Origin of the sequence: Pseudoxanthomonas sp. PXM03 (assembly GCF_014852005.1) — a bacterium.
Taxonomy (GTDB): Bacteria; Pseudomonadota; Gammaproteobacteria; order Xanthomonadales; family Xanthomonadaceae; genus Pseudoxanthomonas_A.
Genome location: NZ_JACVAU010000001.1, coordinates 1,766,290 through 1,783,110, shown reverse-complemented (window position 1 = coordinate 1,783,110; position 16,821 = coordinate 1,766,290). Strand labels below are relative to the sequence as shown.

General features: G+C 67.9%; 11 protein-coding genes, 1 other RNA gene and 1 pseudogene. 7 read left to right on the top strand and 6 right to left on the bottom strand.

The window, feature by feature from the left end:
* Positions 1 to 36: 36 nt before the first annotated feature.
* The 6 genes from smpB to IB223_RS08325 all read left to right on the top strand — a co-directional run bounded on the left by smpB (position 37) and on the right by IB223_RS08325 (position 5,236).
* Entirely contained in the window at positions 37 to 525 is a 489-nt protein-coding gene (gene smpB, locus IB223_RS08350; RefSeq protein ID WP_142125393.1) for an SsrA-binding protein SmpB, read from the top strand.
* Positions 526 to 737: 212 nt separating this feature from the next.
* Positions 738 to 1,091, top strand: a transfer-messenger RNA (tmRNA) gene (gene ssrA / locus IB223_RS08345).
* A 132-nt stretch (positions 1,092 to 1,223) separates the two neighbouring features.
* Entirely contained in the window at positions 1,224 to 1,904 is a 681-nt protein-coding gene (locus tag IB223_RS08340; RefSeq protein ID WP_192201116.1) for a DUF3348 domain-containing protein, read from the top strand.
* Positions 1,901 to 3,979, top strand: a complete 2,079-nt coding sequence (locus IB223_RS08335; RefSeq protein WP_192201115.1) for a DUF802 domain-containing protein — start codon at positions 1,901 to 1,903, stop codon at positions 3,977 to 3,979. The genes IB223_RS08340 and IB223_RS08335 overlap by 4 nt, the downstream gene beginning before the upstream one ends.
* Positions 3,976 to 4,623, top strand: a complete 648-nt coding sequence (locus IB223_RS08330; protein ID WP_192201114.1) for an OmpA family protein — start codon at positions 3,976 to 3,978, stop codon at positions 4,621 to 4,623. Before IB223_RS08335 ends, IB223_RS08330 begins: the two co-directional genes overlap by 4 nt.
* Positions 4,613 to 5,236, top strand: a complete 624-nt coding sequence (locus tag IB223_RS08325) for a DUF2894 domain-containing protein (RefSeq protein WP_192201113.1) — start codon at positions 4,613 to 4,615, stop codon at positions 5,234 to 5,236. Before IB223_RS08330 ends, IB223_RS08325 begins: the two co-directional genes overlap by 11 nt.
* A 537-nt stretch (positions 5,237 to 5,773) precedes the next feature.
* On the opposite strand, the gene IB223_RS08320 is transcribed toward IB223_RS08325, so the two are convergent.
* Positions 5,774 to 7,084 (bottom strand): DUF1343 domain-containing protein, encoded by a 1,311-nt coding sequence (locus IB223_RS08320; protein ID WP_225590855.1) that lies wholly within the window; start codon positions 7,082 to 7,084, stop codon positions 5,774 to 5,776.
* 138 nt (positions 7,085 to 7,222) lie between these two features.
* Here IB223_RS08320 and IB223_RS08315 point away from each other — a divergent pair, with 138 nt between their 5' ends.
* Positions 7,223 to 9,286 (top strand): hypothetical protein, encoded by a 2,064-nt coding sequence (locus IB223_RS08315; RefSeq protein WP_192201112.1) that lies wholly within the window; start codon positions 7,223 to 7,225, stop codon positions 9,284 to 9,286.
* A gap of 37 nt (positions 9,287 to 9,323) precedes the next feature.
* Here the strand turns inward: IB223_RS08315 and IB223_RS08310 are convergent, their stop codons facing one another.
* From IB223_RS08310 to alr, 5 genes and pseudogenes are all read right to left on the bottom strand, one after another.
* A complete protein-coding gene (locus IB223_RS08310) occupies positions 9,324 to 11,687 on the bottom strand; it encodes a Tex family protein (RefSeq protein ID WP_192201111.1) in 2,364 nt (787 codons plus the stop codon).
* A 151-nt stretch (positions 11,688 to 11,838) separates the two neighbouring features.
* A pseudogene (locus tag IB223_RS08305) lies at positions 11,839 to 12,411 on the bottom strand (OmpA family protein); the annotation flags it as partial.
* A gap of 210 nt (positions 12,412 to 12,621) precedes the next feature.
* On the bottom strand, positions 12,622 to 14,082 hold the full coding sequence (locus IB223_RS08300; protein ID WP_192201109.1) for a wax ester/triacylglycerol synthase family O-acyltransferase: 1,461 nt from the start codon (positions 14,080 to 14,082) through the stop codon (positions 12,622 to 12,624).
* A gap of 59 nt (positions 14,083 to 14,141) precedes the next feature.
* Positions 14,142 to 15,560, bottom strand: a complete 1,419-nt coding sequence (locus tag IB223_RS08295; RefSeq protein ID WP_192201108.1) for a deoxyribodipyrimidine photo-lyase — start codon at positions 15,558 to 15,560, stop codon at positions 14,142 to 14,144.
* Between the two features lie 31 nt (positions 15,561 to 15,591).
* Complete coding sequence (gene alr, locus IB223_RS08290) at positions 15,592 to 16,788, bottom strand: alanine racemase (RefSeq protein ID WP_192201107.1); 1,197 nt, start codon at positions 16,786 to 16,788, stop codon at positions 15,592 to 15,594.
* Between the last annotated feature and the right edge of the window lie 33 nt (positions 16,789 to 16,821).

Below are 16,821 nucleotides of genomic sequence, written 5' to 3'. Positions count from 1 at the left end.
TCGCGTAGGGTTCCGCCTTCGGCGACAATAGGACGGATGGCAAAGAAACCGGACAAGAATAAAGCAACGGGCACGATCGCGCTGAACAAGCGCGCGCGCCACGAATACCACCTTGAGCAGCGCCACGAGGCGGGCCTCGCCCTGCAGGGGTGGGAGCTGAAGGCCATCCGTGCCGGCCGTGCCAACATCACCGAGGCCTACGCCACCATCCGCAATGGCGAGATCTTCCTGTTCGGCGCGCAGATCACCCCGTTGATCCAGGCCTCGAGCCATGTCGTCGCCGATGACCGCCGTACGCGCAAGCTGCTGCTGCACCGGAACGAGATCGACAGCCTGATCGGCAAGGTCGAGCGCGATGGCTACACGCTGGTGCCCACCTCGCTGTACTGGAAAGGCAACAAGGTGAAGGCCGAACTGGCGCTGGCCAAGGGCAAGCAGACCCACGACAAGCGCGCCACCGAGAAAGACCGCGACTGGGCGCGCGAGAAGTCGCGCGTCATGCGCCGGCACAACAAGGACGCGTGATTCCATCGCGCAACGCGATGGAATCCCCAAGATTCGCTACGCGAATCTCGGGCCCCAACGCTTGCTTCCGATCCCCCATTCGCGCTGACGCGCGAATTCACCCCCTTACCAAGGGGGTTTGGTCTCACCAGGCTGAACACAGCCGTGACTACGCCTTGTGAAGCAGCGTACCCACCCCTACACTGGTACTCGTCAGGACGTTTCTGACTCCCGGGGGTGCACTGGCTTCGACGGGGGTTGCGAAGTTGCCTGGTGCATGCCGAGGGGGCAGCTTTCCTCGTAAATCCAGCGGCAAAACTCTAGTTGCCAACGACGACAACTACGCTCTCGCCGCTTAAGGCGTAAGCCCTGAAACTGCTTGTGTCCGTGCTCGCAGCGTAAGGTCATCATCACGGAATCGCCGGGAGTGGCTGCCTGTCAGCACCCGGTCAACCTAAAACAGGCTGGTTCTGCGGTGCGCTTTGCCCACCGTGCTGCTGCAGGACGAGACTCAACGGCGGGATAAGCATGTAGTACCGGGGATGGAGTGCCTTCGGACGGCGGTTCAATTCCGCCCACCTCCACCATATGAAGAAAAGCCGGAACCGCAAGGTTCCGGCTTTTTCTTTGCCTGCCCGCATCCGTCAGCTCAGATTACCGATGAACGGACCATTTGCCGGTCAGTCGACTTGGTGCTTCCTGTAAAATCGCCGTCTTTTTTGAGCGTCAGCGTGGCAGCAGTACAACAACGGGTGCCGGTGTCGGCCCCGGCCTTCGTCCGACTCCTGGCCCGATTGGGCGATATCGGCGCGCCTTCCGCAGGTCCCGCCCTTTCCGAGCAGTTGGGCCAGTGGATCGACTGGAACCGCGCCATCGCGCTGTCGCGCGTACTCGACGCGGCGCCACCGCCCGGCTCCTTCCCGATCCAGGCCGAGGGCGAAGCAGCCGCCTGCGCCCGCGTACGCGCCACCTTGCAAACCGCCATCACGTGCACCGACAAGCCCGCAAATCCGACCGGCGAGGATTTCGCGCCGTTCCGTCGCCACTGCGTGGACCTCCAGCGATCCATGCTGGCGTCCACCGGCCAGTTGCGCGGGCGGTTGCGCGATGCCCTGGCCACGGGCTCATCCGACCAGGCGAGGCTGGCTGAAGTGGATGCCGTCATGGAAATGACGCTGAGCCCGCGCGAACACGCCCTGCTGGCCACGACCCCTACCCTGCTCGGCCAGCACTTCGAACGGCTGAAGCGGGCCAACGCCGAGGCGCCCGACGATGCCTGGCTCCCTTCTTTCCGCCGTGACCTGCAGGACGTCCTGCTCGCCGAGCTGGATGTCCGCTTCCACCCCATCGAAGCGCTGCTCGCCGCCCTTCGCACTTCGCACGCCTCCGGAACACCATGATCAGAACCCCTCTCCTCGCTGCCCTGTTCCTGCTGGGCCTCGCCATCGTCACCTGGATCGGGGTCGGTTATGTCGGCACGCATGCGCTGGGCGTCGTGGTCACGCTGGTCATCGGCGGCTGCTACGTGGCCGGTGCGATCGAACTGCACCGCTACCGTCAGTCCACCGCCATGCTGGTGCAGGCCGTCGCGGATACCTCCGCCGCCGGCAGTGGCCTGCACGCATGGCTGGCGCTGCTGCCTCCGGGCCTGCGCCCGTCGGTGCGGCAACGCATCGAAGGCGAGCGTGTCGCCCTGCCCGCGCCGGCGCTGACGCCTTACCTGGTCGGCCTGCTGGTGCTGCTGGGCATGCTGGGCACCCTCCTCGGCATGATGGCCACGCTGCGTGGCACCGGCTTGGCGCTGGAAAGCGCCACGGATCTCGACGCCATCCGCGGTTCGCTGGCCGCGCCGGTCAAGGGGCTCGCCTTCGCCTTCGGCACCTCGATCGCGGGCGTGGCCACCTCGGCGGTGCTCGGCCTGCTGGCGGCGCTCTGCCGCCGTGAACGGCTGCAGGCCGTGCAACAGCTCGATGGCGAAATCGCGACCTCGCTGCGCGTGCACTCCCAATCGTTCCAGCGCGAGGAATCCTTCCGCCTGCTGCAGCAGCAGGCCGCGCTGATGCCCGACCTCGTGGACCGGCTGCAGGCGATGGTCGCGTCGATCGAACACCAGAACAACGCCGCAGGCGAACGCCTCGTCGTCAACCAGCAGGCATTCCACGAACGCACCGAGGCGGCGCAGGTACAGCTCGCCGCTTCGCTCGAGCAAGCCCTGAAGTCGGGTGTCGACGCCAGCGCCCGGGCCGTCGCCGCTGCGTTGCAGCCGGCGACCGAAGCGACGCTTGCAGGGCTTGCACGCGAGAGCGCGGCGATGCAGCACACCGTCACCCAAGCGGTGCAGCGCCAGCTCGACGGCCTGACCGCCAGTTTCGGCGCCGCCTCGACTGCCGCGGCCGCCAGCTGGGCCACGGCGATCGAGCAGCAGCGCCAGACCAATGACAGCCTCACCGGCCAGATGCACGCCTTCTCCGAGCAGCTGGCCAGCCGCTTCGAGCAACAGAGCGCGGCCCTTGTCGATGGTGTGTCCACGCGGCTGGAGCACAACGCCACCGAACTGTCGGACAACTGGAACCAGGCGCTTGCGCGACAGGACGCAACCAGCGCCGCGATCGCCGCGCGCAACGAACAAGCGCTGGCGGTGGCTGCAGGCGGCATCGAACGCCATGCCACTGAGTTGCTGCAGGCGATGGAGCACTCGCATGCCGGTCTGCAGCAGACGCTGGCGGCTCAGGACGAACAGCGACTGTCGGCGTGGGCCGACCGCCTGGCCGCGATGAGCGCCACCCTGCGCGAGGAATGGGAACGTGCAGGCGCGCAGACCGCCCGCCTGCAACAGGAGATTTGCGACGCGCTCGCGCGCAGTGCGCAGGACATCACCACTCAGGCGCAGGTGCACGCCGCGCAGACCATCACCGAGATTTCGCAACTGGTGCAGGTGGCGTCCGAAGCGCCGCGCGCCGCCGCCGAGGTGATCGCGGAACTCCGCCAGAAGCTGTCCGACAGCATGGTCCGCGATACCGCCATGCTGGAAGAGCGCAACCAGCTGATGGAGACACTGCAGACCCTGCTCGACGCGGTGAACCACGCCTCCACCGAACAGCGGGGTGCCATCGATGCGCTGGTCGCCACGTCCGCCGACCTGCTGGACCGCGTCGGCACCCGCTTCACCGACCATGTGCAGGCCGAGACCGGCAAGCTCGAACACGTCGCCGCGCAGGTCGCTGCCGGTGCCACCGAGGTCGCCGGCCTGGGCGATGCGCTGGGCAGCGTGGTCGCCCGCTTCGGCCAGTCCAACGACGCCCTGCTTGCGCGCCTGGAAAGCCTCGAAGGCGCGCTGGAGCGCTCGCTCGTGCGCAGCGACGAGCAGTTGGCCTACTACGTGGCACAGGCACGTGAAGTGGTCGACCTGAGCCTGTCCGCGCAGCGCCAGATCACCGTCGACCTGCAACGCCTGTCCGGGGCCGAAGCCGCATGAGCGTGGAGACCGGAGACGACGCGGACCTTGGCGCGCCCGTCTGGGCCAGCTTCGGCGACCTGATGTCGGTGCTGCTGGGGGCCTTCGTGTTGGTGCTGGTCGGCGTCATCGCGGTGCAGGCGCAACTGTCGCAGCGACTGGACGAAGAAGTCCGCAGGCGCGAGCGGGAAACACAGCAGCGCGATGCGCTCGAGAAGGCCCTCGCGGTGCCGCTGGCCGAAGGACGGGTGACGCTGGTGGATGGCCGCATCGGCATCCGCGGCAGCGTGCTGTTCGCGCTGAACTCGGACCAGTTGCAGCCCGAGGGCCGTGACCTGCTCAAGGGTCTCGCCACTCCGCTCGCGGGCTACCTGCGCACGCGCGACGAGATCCTGATGGTGAGTGGCTTCACCGACGATCGCCAGGTGCGCGACAGCAATCGCCAGTTCGCCGACAACTGGGAACTCTCGGCACAGCGCTCGCTCACGGTCACGCGCACGCTGATCGCCGAGGGCGTGCCGTCGTCGTCGGTGTTCGCTGCAGCCTTCGGCGCGGAGCAACCGGTCAGTGCGAACACCGACGAGGAAGGCCGCGCGCGCAACCGCCGCGTGGAGATCGCCCCCATCCCCCGCCCCGCCAAACGCAGCGGTGACGATGGACGGTGACGCGTTGCCGCTGACGGCGCAGCTGCAGGCGTGGCGTGCCCAGGGCGCGGACCGCGCGGACCCGGCGCGCTTCGACATCCTGCAGGCGCTCGCCGCACGGATCAGCGCGCACGAGGGAGAAGCCCGTCGCCTGCTGGAAGCGCGACTGTCCGGGTTGATCCGGGCGTACGAAAAGACCCTGGCGCAACGACCGTCTGCTGCACCCGCAGCCGAGCGCGCGGCCGTGCCGACTTCCGGACTGCGCGAGCTGGTCGCCGCGTTGCAGGCGCGCGCGGATCACGTTCCAGCCACTGACGCATCCCCCGCCGCGCCTGTGCAACTGACCGAAGCGCGCGATACCTGGGCCCGGATCCGCATCGACAGCCAATTGCGTGCGTCCTTGCACAACGTGCCCGAAGATGCCGGCCCGTTGAACTCCGGCATGCTGGTGCATCGCGCCCTGCACCTGATGCGTGCGGTGTCGCCGGGCTATCTGCAGCACTTCATCGCCTACGCAGACACCCTGTCGTCACTGGAACAGCTCCAGCAGGCGGTCGCCCCGCTGACCGCGGCACCGGAAGCCCCGCGCACGACCCGACGCACCCCGCGCAAACGGAAAGCAGTGGCGACGTAGCGGCTGCAGCACGCGTGGGCGTCGTCTGGCATGTGGGTGTGGGAGCGACGTCAGTCGCGATGAAGCGTTACCGATAGCCCCTCGCGACTCACGTCGCTCCCACGCCTTTGCCGGTCGCAGGCGTCTTCGTCATTCCGAGCCCTTTTGGTGGCTCTCAATGTGAGAAGGATGCCATTGCGAGCGCGATCGTTCGGGCTGGATGTGAGAAAGATCGGGCTTCGGGCCTCCTCCGCAAGGCGGGGAGCTCCGAGGATCGCTTTCGGAATGCCATCCCATCGATCTCAGAAAGCCATCGATGGCTTTCCATGCGAGACAGATCGCCTTCCGAGCCCCATCCGCAAGGCTCGGAGCTTCGCGGATCGCGATCGCAGTGCCATCTTCATCGCATTCCGAGTGTCATCGACGGCGTTCCGAATCCCATCGCTGGCTCTCAATGTGAGACAGATCGCCCTCGGCGCTCGAACGTTGGGGCCCCGGAGCCCCATCGCTCACGCTCCGAGCTCCGTCGCGGGGGCTCACGGTGAAACGGCCGCGCGCTCAGGGCATCGGATACAGCAGATGCTGCCGGCGCAGCGCCTCAAACGCCGCCAGCCCCGGCTGCCAGCGCGCTTCGATGACATCGAGCGTGTCGCCGCGTTCGATGGCCGCGCGCAGGTCGCCCACGCCGGCCAGCCGGTCGAAGAACGGCGGCTGGCCGGGCAGGAAAGCGAAGTCCTTCGGGTGCTGGTCGTGCAGGGCCTTCAGGACCGCGATGCCGGTACGCACGGGAAGGAACGCCGCGCGGTCGGTCACGTGCAGTTGCACGCCGCCGCAGGCCTGGCCGGCATGCTTGGAGAACGTGGGCGTGAACCAGGCGGGACGGAAGCGCACGCCGGGCAATCCGAGTGCGTTGAGCCGCTCGGCCAGTGCGCGCGCATCCACCCAGGGTGCGCCCAGGGTTTCGAATGGCCGCGTCGTGCCGCGCCCCTCGGACACGTTGGTGCCTTCCAGCAGCCCCATGCCCGGATACACCAGCGCGGTGTCCGGCGTGGGCATGTTGGGCGACGGAGGTACCCACGGCAACGCACCGCGCAGCGGTTCATCGCCACGCTGCCAGCCTTGCATCGCGACCACATGCAGTTCGGCACCGATGCCGAACGCGGTATTGAACAGCGTCGCCAGCTCGCCGATGGTCATGCCATGGCGGATCGGCATGGGGAACATGCCGACGAACGACGCCAGCGCCGGATCCAGCACCGGGCCCTCAACCCGCACCCCACCGAGCGGATCGGGCCGGTCCGCCACGATCACCGGAATGCCGGCGCGCTTCGCCGCGCGCATTACGCCCGCCAGCGTGTACGGATACGTGTAGAACCGCGTGCCCGCATCCTGGATGTCGAACACCAGCACGTCGACGCCGACCAGCATCTCCGGCGTCGGTTCGCGGTGCTCGCCATACAGGCTGTACACCGGCAACCCGGTCGCGGCATCGCGCGATGAGGCGACCTTGTCGCCGGCCTGCACGTCGCCCCGCACGCCATGCTCCGGCCCGAACAGCGCCACGAGCGTGAAGTCGGTGCGTGCGGCGAAACGGTCCACACTGCTGCGCAACGCATGGTCCATGCCGGTGGCATTCGTCACCAGACCCACGCGCTTGCCGCGCAGCAGGTCCAGGCGCGAGGTGAGCAGGACATCGATGCCCAGCAGCGGTGCCGTGGTGGCGCAATCGCAGGCTGCAGGAGCCGGCGGCGATGTCGCGGCGGATGCCCCGCGCGCGCCGCAGGCCAACACCACGCCGAGCGCCAGCATCGCGATGCGCCGGCGCGGGTGGCGCGGCGCGGCATGCATCGGTCGCGAGTTCCGGGGCATAGTGTCGCTCTCGTTTGCTATCGTTGTCATGACGATAGCAGCCCGCGTCGGGCGCCGCGCAAGGGGAACATCGCCGGTCTCGACACCGTCTTCCGTTGTCTGATGAGGGATCCGATGTCCCGTACGGCGAAATGCATCATGCGAAGCATGTCCTTCCTTGCCATGGCCGGTGTCCTGGCCCCCGCCACTGCGCAACCTGCGCCGTCCCGCCTGGGCGTGACGCCCTCGGCGCAGTCGCAGGACTTCGTGGCGCACAAGCAGCAGTTCCAGTTGCACAGCCTGCTGACCGAACAGCGCCACCCGCGCAGCTTCGACCTGAGCACGCGCATCGCGGCCGACACCACCGACGGACTGGCGGCGCTGCTGGCGGTGGACGAGGACATCGCGAAGGCCCTGCAGGGCGTGGCCGACGATCCGGCACGGCGGGCAGCGCTTGAAGCGGCCTCGCACGACATCACCCGCGCGCTGCGCGACGGGCATCGCCTGTACTTCTATGGCACCGGCTCGACCGGACGCCTGGCTGAAACGATCGAAAGCGGATTGTGGCGCCCGTTCTGGCAGCGTGCCGCGGCATCGCCGGCAATGGCCAAGATCGAGGCGCGCTTTCCCGGCCTGGGTGAGCGCGTACGTGGCGAGATCACCGGTGGCGACCGTGCACTGATCGCCTCGCTGGAAGGCTTCGAGGACATCCCCGAGATCGGCCGCCTGCAGTTGCAGGACAACGGCATCCAGCGCGATGACCTGGTCTTCGCTGTCACCGAAGGCGGCGAAACCTCGGCCGTGATCGGCACCGCACTGACGGCCGCCGACCAGGCCGGCGTGGACGCGCGGCGTACGTGGTTCGTCTACAACAATCCCGACGACGTGCTGCGTCCGTTCGAGCGCAGCCGTCGCGTGCTGGACGATCCGCGGATCACCAAGATCGCGCTGCCCACCGGGCCGCAGGCCATCACCGGCTCCACCCGCATGCAGGCCACCACCACCAGCCTGTACGTGCTGGGCGTGGTGCTGGAGGATGCGACGCGCACGCTGTTGAGCGAGGTGCTGACGGCGGAAGAACTGGCCTCGCTGGGCTTCGGCGAGTCGGGTATTGCCGATCGCCTGCGCGGCTTCGCCGGCATACAGCAGACTGTTGCGGCGGCCGCGCCGAAACTCGCGGCGTGGACCGATCGCGAAGCCGCCGGTTACGCCGCCGGACATCGCGCCACCTATCTGGCCACGCGCGCGTTGATGCCGGTGTTCGTGGATGTCACCGAGCGCGCACCGACCTTCCGGCTCGGCCCGCTGGACCCCGTGGACGCACCGGAACGGCGTTCGTGGATCCAGGTATGGACACCCGCAGGCAATGCACAACAGGCCTGGCAGGCACTGCTGCACCGCCCCTTCCATGGCCTGGACAAGGCGCTGTACCTGCCACCGTTCGAAACCGGCATCCAGGACCCGTACCTGCGCGAATCCGCGCTGCGCGGGCTGGCCAACGCGGGCGACGAACAGCAGGCGCTGTACGACCTGTCGTACTCTGATGCCAACATGCGCCGCAGCGGACCGCAGGCGGGCGATTCCGGCGCGCTGATCCTGCTCGGCGATGAAGCGCATGACGAGGCGAACCGGCAGTGGCTGCAGGCGTTCGCTTCAGCAGGCGCAGACCTGGTGCTGGTGTCGGTCTCCGCACGTCCGCTGGCCTCCGAGGTCGTGCGCGATGCCGCCGCCCTGCCCCGTCCCGTGCCTGTGATCGCGGTGACGGTGCCGCAGCGCGATGCGTTCGAGCTGGACCAGACCATCGCGCTGAAGATGCTGCTCAATGCCCATTCCACCGGCGTCATGGCCAAGCGTGGCCGCGTGGTCGGCAATACCATGACCAGCGTGCAGCCCGGCAACCTGAAACTGATCGGCCGCGCGACCTGGCTGATCCTGTCGCACGTCAATGCGGTGCTGGAGACGCCCGCGTGGCGCGATGCGCACGGTCGCACCGCGCCGCTGGCCTATGCCGAAGCCAATGCGGTGCTGTTCGAGGCGATCGAACAGCGCCGCAACGCACCGGGTGCGAGCGGGTTGCCGGAAGTCGAGCTATCGGTGGTGGCGGTGCTGGATGCGCTGAAGGCCAGCGCGCCGGTCGACTGGAACGCAGCGGCCACGCGGTTGCGAGCCGGTGGACTGAGCCGCTACCTGGCGCCCTACGCGACGACGATGCGCGACCGCTGATCACGCATGCCCTGGTGGGAACGAGGGCTGACTCCGATCAGCCCTGCCCCTTCGCGCGGGCGAAGGCCGCCGCCAGCGCATTGTCGGCTGGCGCTGCGCCGGGCTTGGCCGGGGCCGGGCCACGCCGGTTGTCGCGGGAAGGACCGCGCTCCTGTCCGCGCGACGGACGCGGATCGTTCGCCCGCGTCTCGCGCGGTGCCTGCGGCGCAGGTGCATCGTCGAGGCGGCGCGTCAGCGCGATGCGCTTGCGGGCCACATCGACCTCCAGCACCTTCACCTTGACGATGTCGCCGGCCTTCACCACTTCGCGCGGGTCTTTCACGTAGCGGTCGGCCAGCGCGGAGATGTGGATCAGGCCGTCCTGGTGCACGCCGATATCGACGAATGCGCCGAAGGCGGCGACGTTGCTGACCACACCTTCCAGGATCATGCCCTCGCGCAGGTCCTTGATGTCTTCGACGCCGTCGGCGAAGCGCGCGGCCTTGAACTCGGGGCGCGGGTCGCGGCCGGGCTTCTCAAGCTCTTTCAGGATGTCGCGGATGGTCGGCACGCCGAACTTCCCGTCGGTGTACTGCTCGGGCTTCACCGCACGCAGGAACACGATGTCGCCGACGATCTGCTTCACCTGCCTGCCGCTGCCGGACAGGATGCGCTCCACCACCGGATAGGCTTCCGGATGCACGGACGAGGCATCCAGCGGCTCGTCGCCGTCGGCGATGCGCAGGAAGCCGGCGCACTGCTCGAACGTTTTCTCACCGAGGCGCGGAACGCCCAGCAGCGCCTTGCGCGTGCGGAAGGCGCCGTGTTCGTCGCGGAAGCGCACGATGTTCTCGGCCACCGTCGACGACAGACCGGACACGCGCGTCAGCAGCGCGGCCGAGGCGGTGTTGACGTCGACGCCGACGGCGTTGACGCAATCCTCCACGCGCGCATCCAGCGCCCGCGCCAGGCGGAACTGGTCCACGTCGTGCTGGTACTGGCCCACGCCGATCGCCTTCGGTTCGATCTTCACCAGTTCGGCCAGCGGGTCCTGCAGTCGGCGTGCGATGGAGACCGCGCCACGGATGCTGACATCCAGGTCAGGGAATTCCTTCGATGCGAATTCCGAGGCGGAGTAGACCGACGCGCCGGCTTCGCTGACGACGATCTTCTCCAGCTTCAGGTCCGCCGCCTGTTTGATCAGGTCACCGGCCAGCTTGTCGGTTTCGCGACTGGCGGTGCCATTGCCGATGGCGATCAGTTCCACCTGGTGCTTCGCGCACAGCGCACGCAGCACGTGCAGCGACGGGTCCCATTGGCGCTTGGGTTCGTGCGGGTAGATGGTGGCGTGGTCGACCAGCTTGCCGGTGCGATCCACCACCGCGACCTTCACCCCGGTACGCAGGCCCGGGTCCAGGCCAAGCACGGCCTTCGGCCCCGCCGGCGCTGCCAGCAGCAGATCCTTCAGGTTGTCGCCGAACACGGCGATGGCCTCGGCCTCGGCCTTCTCGCGCGCCTGGTTGAACAGGTCCAGCAGCAGGTGCATGTGCAGCTTGGCGCGCCAGGTCAGGCGGCAGGCATCCAGCAGCCATTTGTCGGCCGCGCGTCCCTGCGAGGACACACCCGCATGCACCGCCACGCGGCCCTCGGCCTGCAGGTGGCCGGCCTCGGCCTCCATGCCCGGGTCGAGGTCGAGCAGCAGGATCTCTTCGCGGCGCGCGCGGAACAGCGCCAGCAGGCGGTGCGAGGGAATCTTCGCCAACGATTCGGCGTGGTCGAAGTAATCGCGGTATTTGGCGCCTTCGTTCTCCTTGCCCTGTGCCACCTTCGCGCGGATCACGCCGACGTCGGTCATCCATGCGCGCAGTTCGCCGACCAGCGCAGCGTTCTCGCCCCAGCGCTCCATCAGGATCGCGCGCGCGCCGTCGAGTGCGGCCTTGGCGTCGGCGACGCCTTTGTCTGCATCGACGTACGCCGCGGCGGCGGTCTCGGGCACTTGGGTCGGATCGGCGAGCAGGCCGTCGGCCAGCGGTTCGAGTCCGGCCTCGCGGGCGATCTGCGCGCGCGTACGGCGCTTGGACTTGTACGGCAGGTACAGGTCTTCCAGGCGCGCCTTGCTGTCGGCGGCTTCGATGTCGGCGCGCAGCGCGTCGGTCAGCTTGCCCTGCTCGTCGATGCTGGCCAGCACGGCGGCGCGGCGGTCTTCGAGTTCGCGCAGGTAGGTCAGGCGCACTTCGAGGTTGCGTAACTGGATGTCGTCCAGCCCGCCGGTGACTTCCTTGCGGTAGCGGGCGATGAAGGGAACCGTGGCGCCTTCGTCCAGCAGCGCGATGGCGGCCTTGGCCTGCGCGGTCTGTGCGCCGATCTCGGCGGCAATGGTGGCGGCGATGTGCTGGGCGATGTGGAGATTGCGGTCTTGCATTGCGTCCGTACTGGAAAACCCGATGGACCGGGTGGGATGCCGATTGTGGCAACGGATGGCGGCGCTGGAAACGGGTTGACAGCACCCGGTGGAACAGACAAACAAAACGGGCCGCTTGCGCGGCCCGTTTCCCACACGCTGCGACGATGGCTTACGAGCGCACGGGCAGCACGCGGACTTCGACGCGGCGATTCATCGCACGACCCGCGTCGGTATCGTTGCTGGCGACCGGATACCGTTTGCCCATGCCGACGATCTCGAAGCGCTCGCGCTGCAGGCCCTGGCCGATCAGGTAGTTGCCGACCGCGGCCGCACGCTGCTCGGACAGGCGCTGGTTGACCGCGTCGGAACCGATGCTGTCGGTGTGGCCGCTGACTTCCACGATGGTCTGGTTGTACTCGCGCAGCGTGGACGCGACGTTGTTGAGCGCGGGATAGAACTGCGACTTCAGGTCGGCCTTGCCGAAGTCGAAGGTCACGCCATCGGGCAGGTTGAGCTTGATGACGTCGCCGTCACGGCTGACGTCGATGCCCGTACCCGCCGTCTGTCGGCGAAGTTCGGCTTCCTGGCGATCCTGGTAGGCGCCGATGGAGCCACCTGCCAAACCGCCGACACCGGCACCCACCAGCGCGCGCTGGCGGCGTTCGGTGGCATCGCTGCCGCTCAGCAGGCCGGCCACGGCACCGATACCGGCGCCGATCAGGGCACCCGTGCGGGTGCGGTTGGGGTCGTTGGGATCGTTGGTCTGGCCGGTGTAGCTGGCGCAACCGCCCAGCAGGGTGACGGTGAGCGCTGCCAGGGCGCCGGTCTTCAGCATCGTATTCATGGATCCTCCTTGTGGCGTCGGGTGAATACCCGGAACGGTCGCAAGCCTAACCATCGCGCTGTGTAGAACGCGCGATTTCTCCCCTGTTCATTCAGGTGGCGGCGGGGATCAGGACAGCAATGCGCTCGCCGCCGGCGCGTCCAGCGTCCGTTCCCAGTCGCCCATCAGCGACAGGTACAGCAGCTTGTCGAACTCCGGTCCGAAACGCCGGATCACCGCGTCCGGGTCCGGGATCAGCTTGGCGTCGGCGATCAATCCGAAGTGCACGCGGCCGTTGTAGCTGAGGATGGAGACACCGATGCCGATGGAACCTGTCTGCGGCACCCAGAACATCATCTCGCGCAGTCGCGATCCGCCCATGTACAGCGGCTGCTGCGGACCGGGTACGTTGGTGGCCACGGCCGTGGCCTTGCGCGAGAACAGCTCCAGCGCAACGCCCTGGACCGCCGAGGGTGCCATGCCAAGCGCCGCCAGGAGCCCGAACGCGACGATGGCCTGGCGTGAGTTCTTGAGATCGCGCATGCATGCCGCCACGCGCTCCAGCCGGCGGACCGGGTTGTCTTCGCCGACCGGCAGGTCGAGGAACACCAGGCCGAAATGGTTGCCCAGCTTGCGCGCGTGCTCCAGCGGTCGCAGGTTCACGGGCACGGTCGCGCGCAGGGTGATGCCATCGACCTGCTCGCCCCGCTCCAGCATGTAGCTGCGCAGCGCGCCAGCTGCGGCCGCCATCAGTACATCGTTGACGGTGCAGTCACAGGCGCGCCCGACGGCTTTCACTTCCTCCAGGTCCAGCGGCTCGGCCCAGGCCACCCGCTTGCTGACGCCCAGCTTGCCGCGCAGCAGCGTGGGCGGGTCGTCCGACAGCGACAGCGCATGCAGCAGTTCGCGCCCGATCTCGCCACCCTCCTTCGCCAGCACCGTGGCCAGCGAGGGATCGCGGTACATCTCCATGCCCTTGCCCAGCACCTTGCCGCCCAACTGCATGTAGCGGTCGATCGCGCCGACCCGGCGCACGACCTCCACGCCGTCCTTCTTCAGCCATGCCGAGCGCAGGTCCTTGCCGGCGTCCGGCTTGCGGCTGGTATCGGTCAGCGACAGCAGCACCTGCACCAGCGCGATTCCGTCGGCATAGCTGTGGTGGATGCGTGCGACCAGCGCCGAACCCGTGCCATAACGCTCGATCAGGTGGAACTGCCAGAGCGGCTTGGTCTTGTCCAGCGGGGTGGAGGCCATCTGGCTGGTGAAGCGCTCCAGCGCCTTCTTCTCGGACGCCGGATCGCGCCGTCCCGGCAGTGCGGACAGGCGCACATGCCAGTCGAGGTCGAAGTCGGGATCGGTCACCCACGAGGCACCGGCCGGCGTGTCCACGGCCTTCTGCAGGAAGCGCGGATAAGCGAGGAAGCGCTTCTTCACCACCTGCTTGAGCCGGTCGAGCGACATCGGCTCGTCGAACATCAGCACGCCGGTGATCATCATCGGATTGGTCGGACGACACATCCGCAACCAGGCGGTATCCACCCGCGACATCGGCTCGCGACGCGGCTTTGCCGGCGCCTTCTTCGTGGCCATGCTTGCCCTCCTCTCCCGCGCCGAGTGAAGCACGCGGCGCCGAAAGGCGTCAACGCATCTCAGCCACCACTGTCGCGGTACGCCGCCAGCGCACCGTCGCGGCCCTCGGCGAGGTCCATGATGGGTCCGCGTGGATAGTCCGGCGCCACGTGCGCCAGCAGGTCCGGTTTCTGCCAGGGCGCGAAGCGCAGCGGCACCGGCAGCGCCGCCAGTTCCGGCACCCAGCGCGCGATGTACTCGCCCCTGGGATCGAACTTCTCCGCCTGGGTGACGGGATTGAAGACGCGGAAGTACGGCGCGGCGTCGGCCCCCGTGCCGGCGGTCCATTGCCAGCCCAGCGTGTTGTTGGCCAGGTCCGCATCGACCAGTGTGTCCCAGAACCAGTGCGCGCCGTGCAGCCAGTGGTAGCGCAGGTGCTTGGTCAGGTAACTGGCCACGATCATGCGCACGCGGTTGTGCATGTAACCGGTCGTCCACAGTTCGCGCAGGCCCGCATCGATGATCGGGACGCCGGTCCGGCCACGCTGCCAGGCCTCGAGCGCGGCGGGGTCCACCTTCGCCCAGTCGAAATGCGCGAAACGCGGGTTGAGGTCCTGCGTGGTCGTATGCGGGAAGTGATGCAGGAGGTGGTACGCGAACTCACGCCAGCCGAGCTCACGGATATAGCCCTCCATGTCGGCGCCGTTGGCCGCCGAACGAACGCGCTCCAGCTCCGCCATGATCCGCCACGGCGCGATCTCGCCGAAGTGCAGGTGCGGCGACAGTCGCGATGTGCCGGTTCGGTCGGGGCGATCGCGATCGGTGCGGTAGCCGTTGAGTGCCCCCTCGATGAAGATCTCAAGTGCTTCGCGAGCCCCCGCTTCGCCCGGGATCCATGCTTCCCAGAAGCCGATATCCCACGAAGGGCGTGGACGGAGTTCCAATGCCTCCAGCGGCACGCCGGTGATGGCGTCGTCCACCGCCGGCAACCGCGGTGGCGCCGTCCACGGCGCAGGCAGGCGCAACCGGGTCTGCGCGGCGCGCCAGAACGGCGTGAATACCTTGTAGGGCTGGCCTTGCTGGGTGGCGATGTCCCACGGCTCGATCAGCAGGCTGCCGTTGAAGCTCTCCGCGCGCAGCCCGTTGTCACGCAATGCCTGCTTGATCGCGGCATCGCGTGGCTGCGTGGCGGGTTCGTACTTGCGGTTCCAGAAAACCGCGGTGGCACCGGATGCATCGATCAGATCCTGCAACGTGCGTCGGCTGGCTCCATGCCGGATCAGCAGGCGCGAACCGCGTTGCCGCAGGGAGGCATCGAGTGATTCCAGCGATCTGCCCAGCCAGGCCTGCGATGCGGCGCCCGGCACCCATTCGCCTTCCTCTGCCGGCGCGTGCACGTACACCGGCAGTGGCGTGAAGCCCTCATCCAGCGCGGCCTGCAGCGCCGGATTGTCGTCCAGGCGCAGGTCGTGACGGAACCAGACGAGAGCGTTGGGCATGCAGGAAACTCTGGAAGACGGGTGCGTTCGCTTACGTCGCAGGCGCCATGCCGGATGCACCGCCGATGTATTCGCGCGGGATGCGGGCATTGAGCCCGGTCAGGATCTCGTACGGGATGGTGCCCGCTGCAAGCGCCACGGCTTCGCAGGTAATGCCATCGCCGCCCTGGCGGCCGATCAGCACCACTTCGTCCTCGTTGTAGGCACTGCCCCCCGGCCCGAGGTCGACCATGAACTGGTCCATGCACACGCGCCCGACGATGGGATGGCGCGCACCCCGCACAAGCACTTCGCCCCGCGATGACAGCGAACGCGGATAGCCGTCGCCATAGCCGATCGGCACGGTGACGATGCGGGTATCGGTTGGCGCCGTCCAGGTGGCGCCATAACTGACCGTGCGACCGGCGTTGACCACCTTGAAGTAGACCACCTTTGAAACCAGCGACAGCGCGGGCTTCAACGCCACGGTCGGGCGGGAGGCGGGATCAGGCATCACGCCGTACAGCGCGATGCCGGGGCGCACCATGTCCAGGCAGGTTTCCGGGAAATGCAGCACGCCACCCGAGTTGGCCAGGTGGCGGATCGGCATCGGCGCACCGATGCGCTCGAAATGCCGGCAGGCGTCGAGGAAGCGCGCGAGCTGTCCCTGCGTCATCGGCGAGGCGGGATCGTCCGAACACGCCAGATGGGAATAGACGCCCTTCACGGTGCACCAGCGTGAGGCGACTGCGGCCTCGATCAATGGCCCGGCATTCTCGCTGTGCACGCCGATGCGCTCCATGCCGGTGTCCACCTTCAGATGGATCACCGCGCGACGTCCCAACGATTCGGCCGCCAGTTCCACCTGGCGCAGTTTGGCGATCGAGGAGACGGTCACCTCAAGATCGCACGCCAGGAACTGGCTGACCTGCGGTGCATGGATGCCGCCCAGCACCAGGATCGGCACCGTCACGCCCGCGCGCCGCAGCGCGATGCCCTCCTCCACCAGCGCCACGCCCAGTTGCCCGATGCCCTCGGCCTGCAGGTGCAGTGCGACGGGCACCAGCCCGTGCCCATAGGCATTCGCCTTGACGATACCCATCACCGGCACGCCCGCGTGCACCTGCAGCGCATGGAAGTTGTGGCTCAACGCGTCCAGGTCCACGCGGATGCGGGTGGGACGGTCGTTCGCTTCGGGACGGAACGAGGCCGCGAAGTCCATTCCCTCGATGTGGTCGGGTCCAGGCATGGGGTGATTGTAGCGGTGCGAATGCGGATGCCC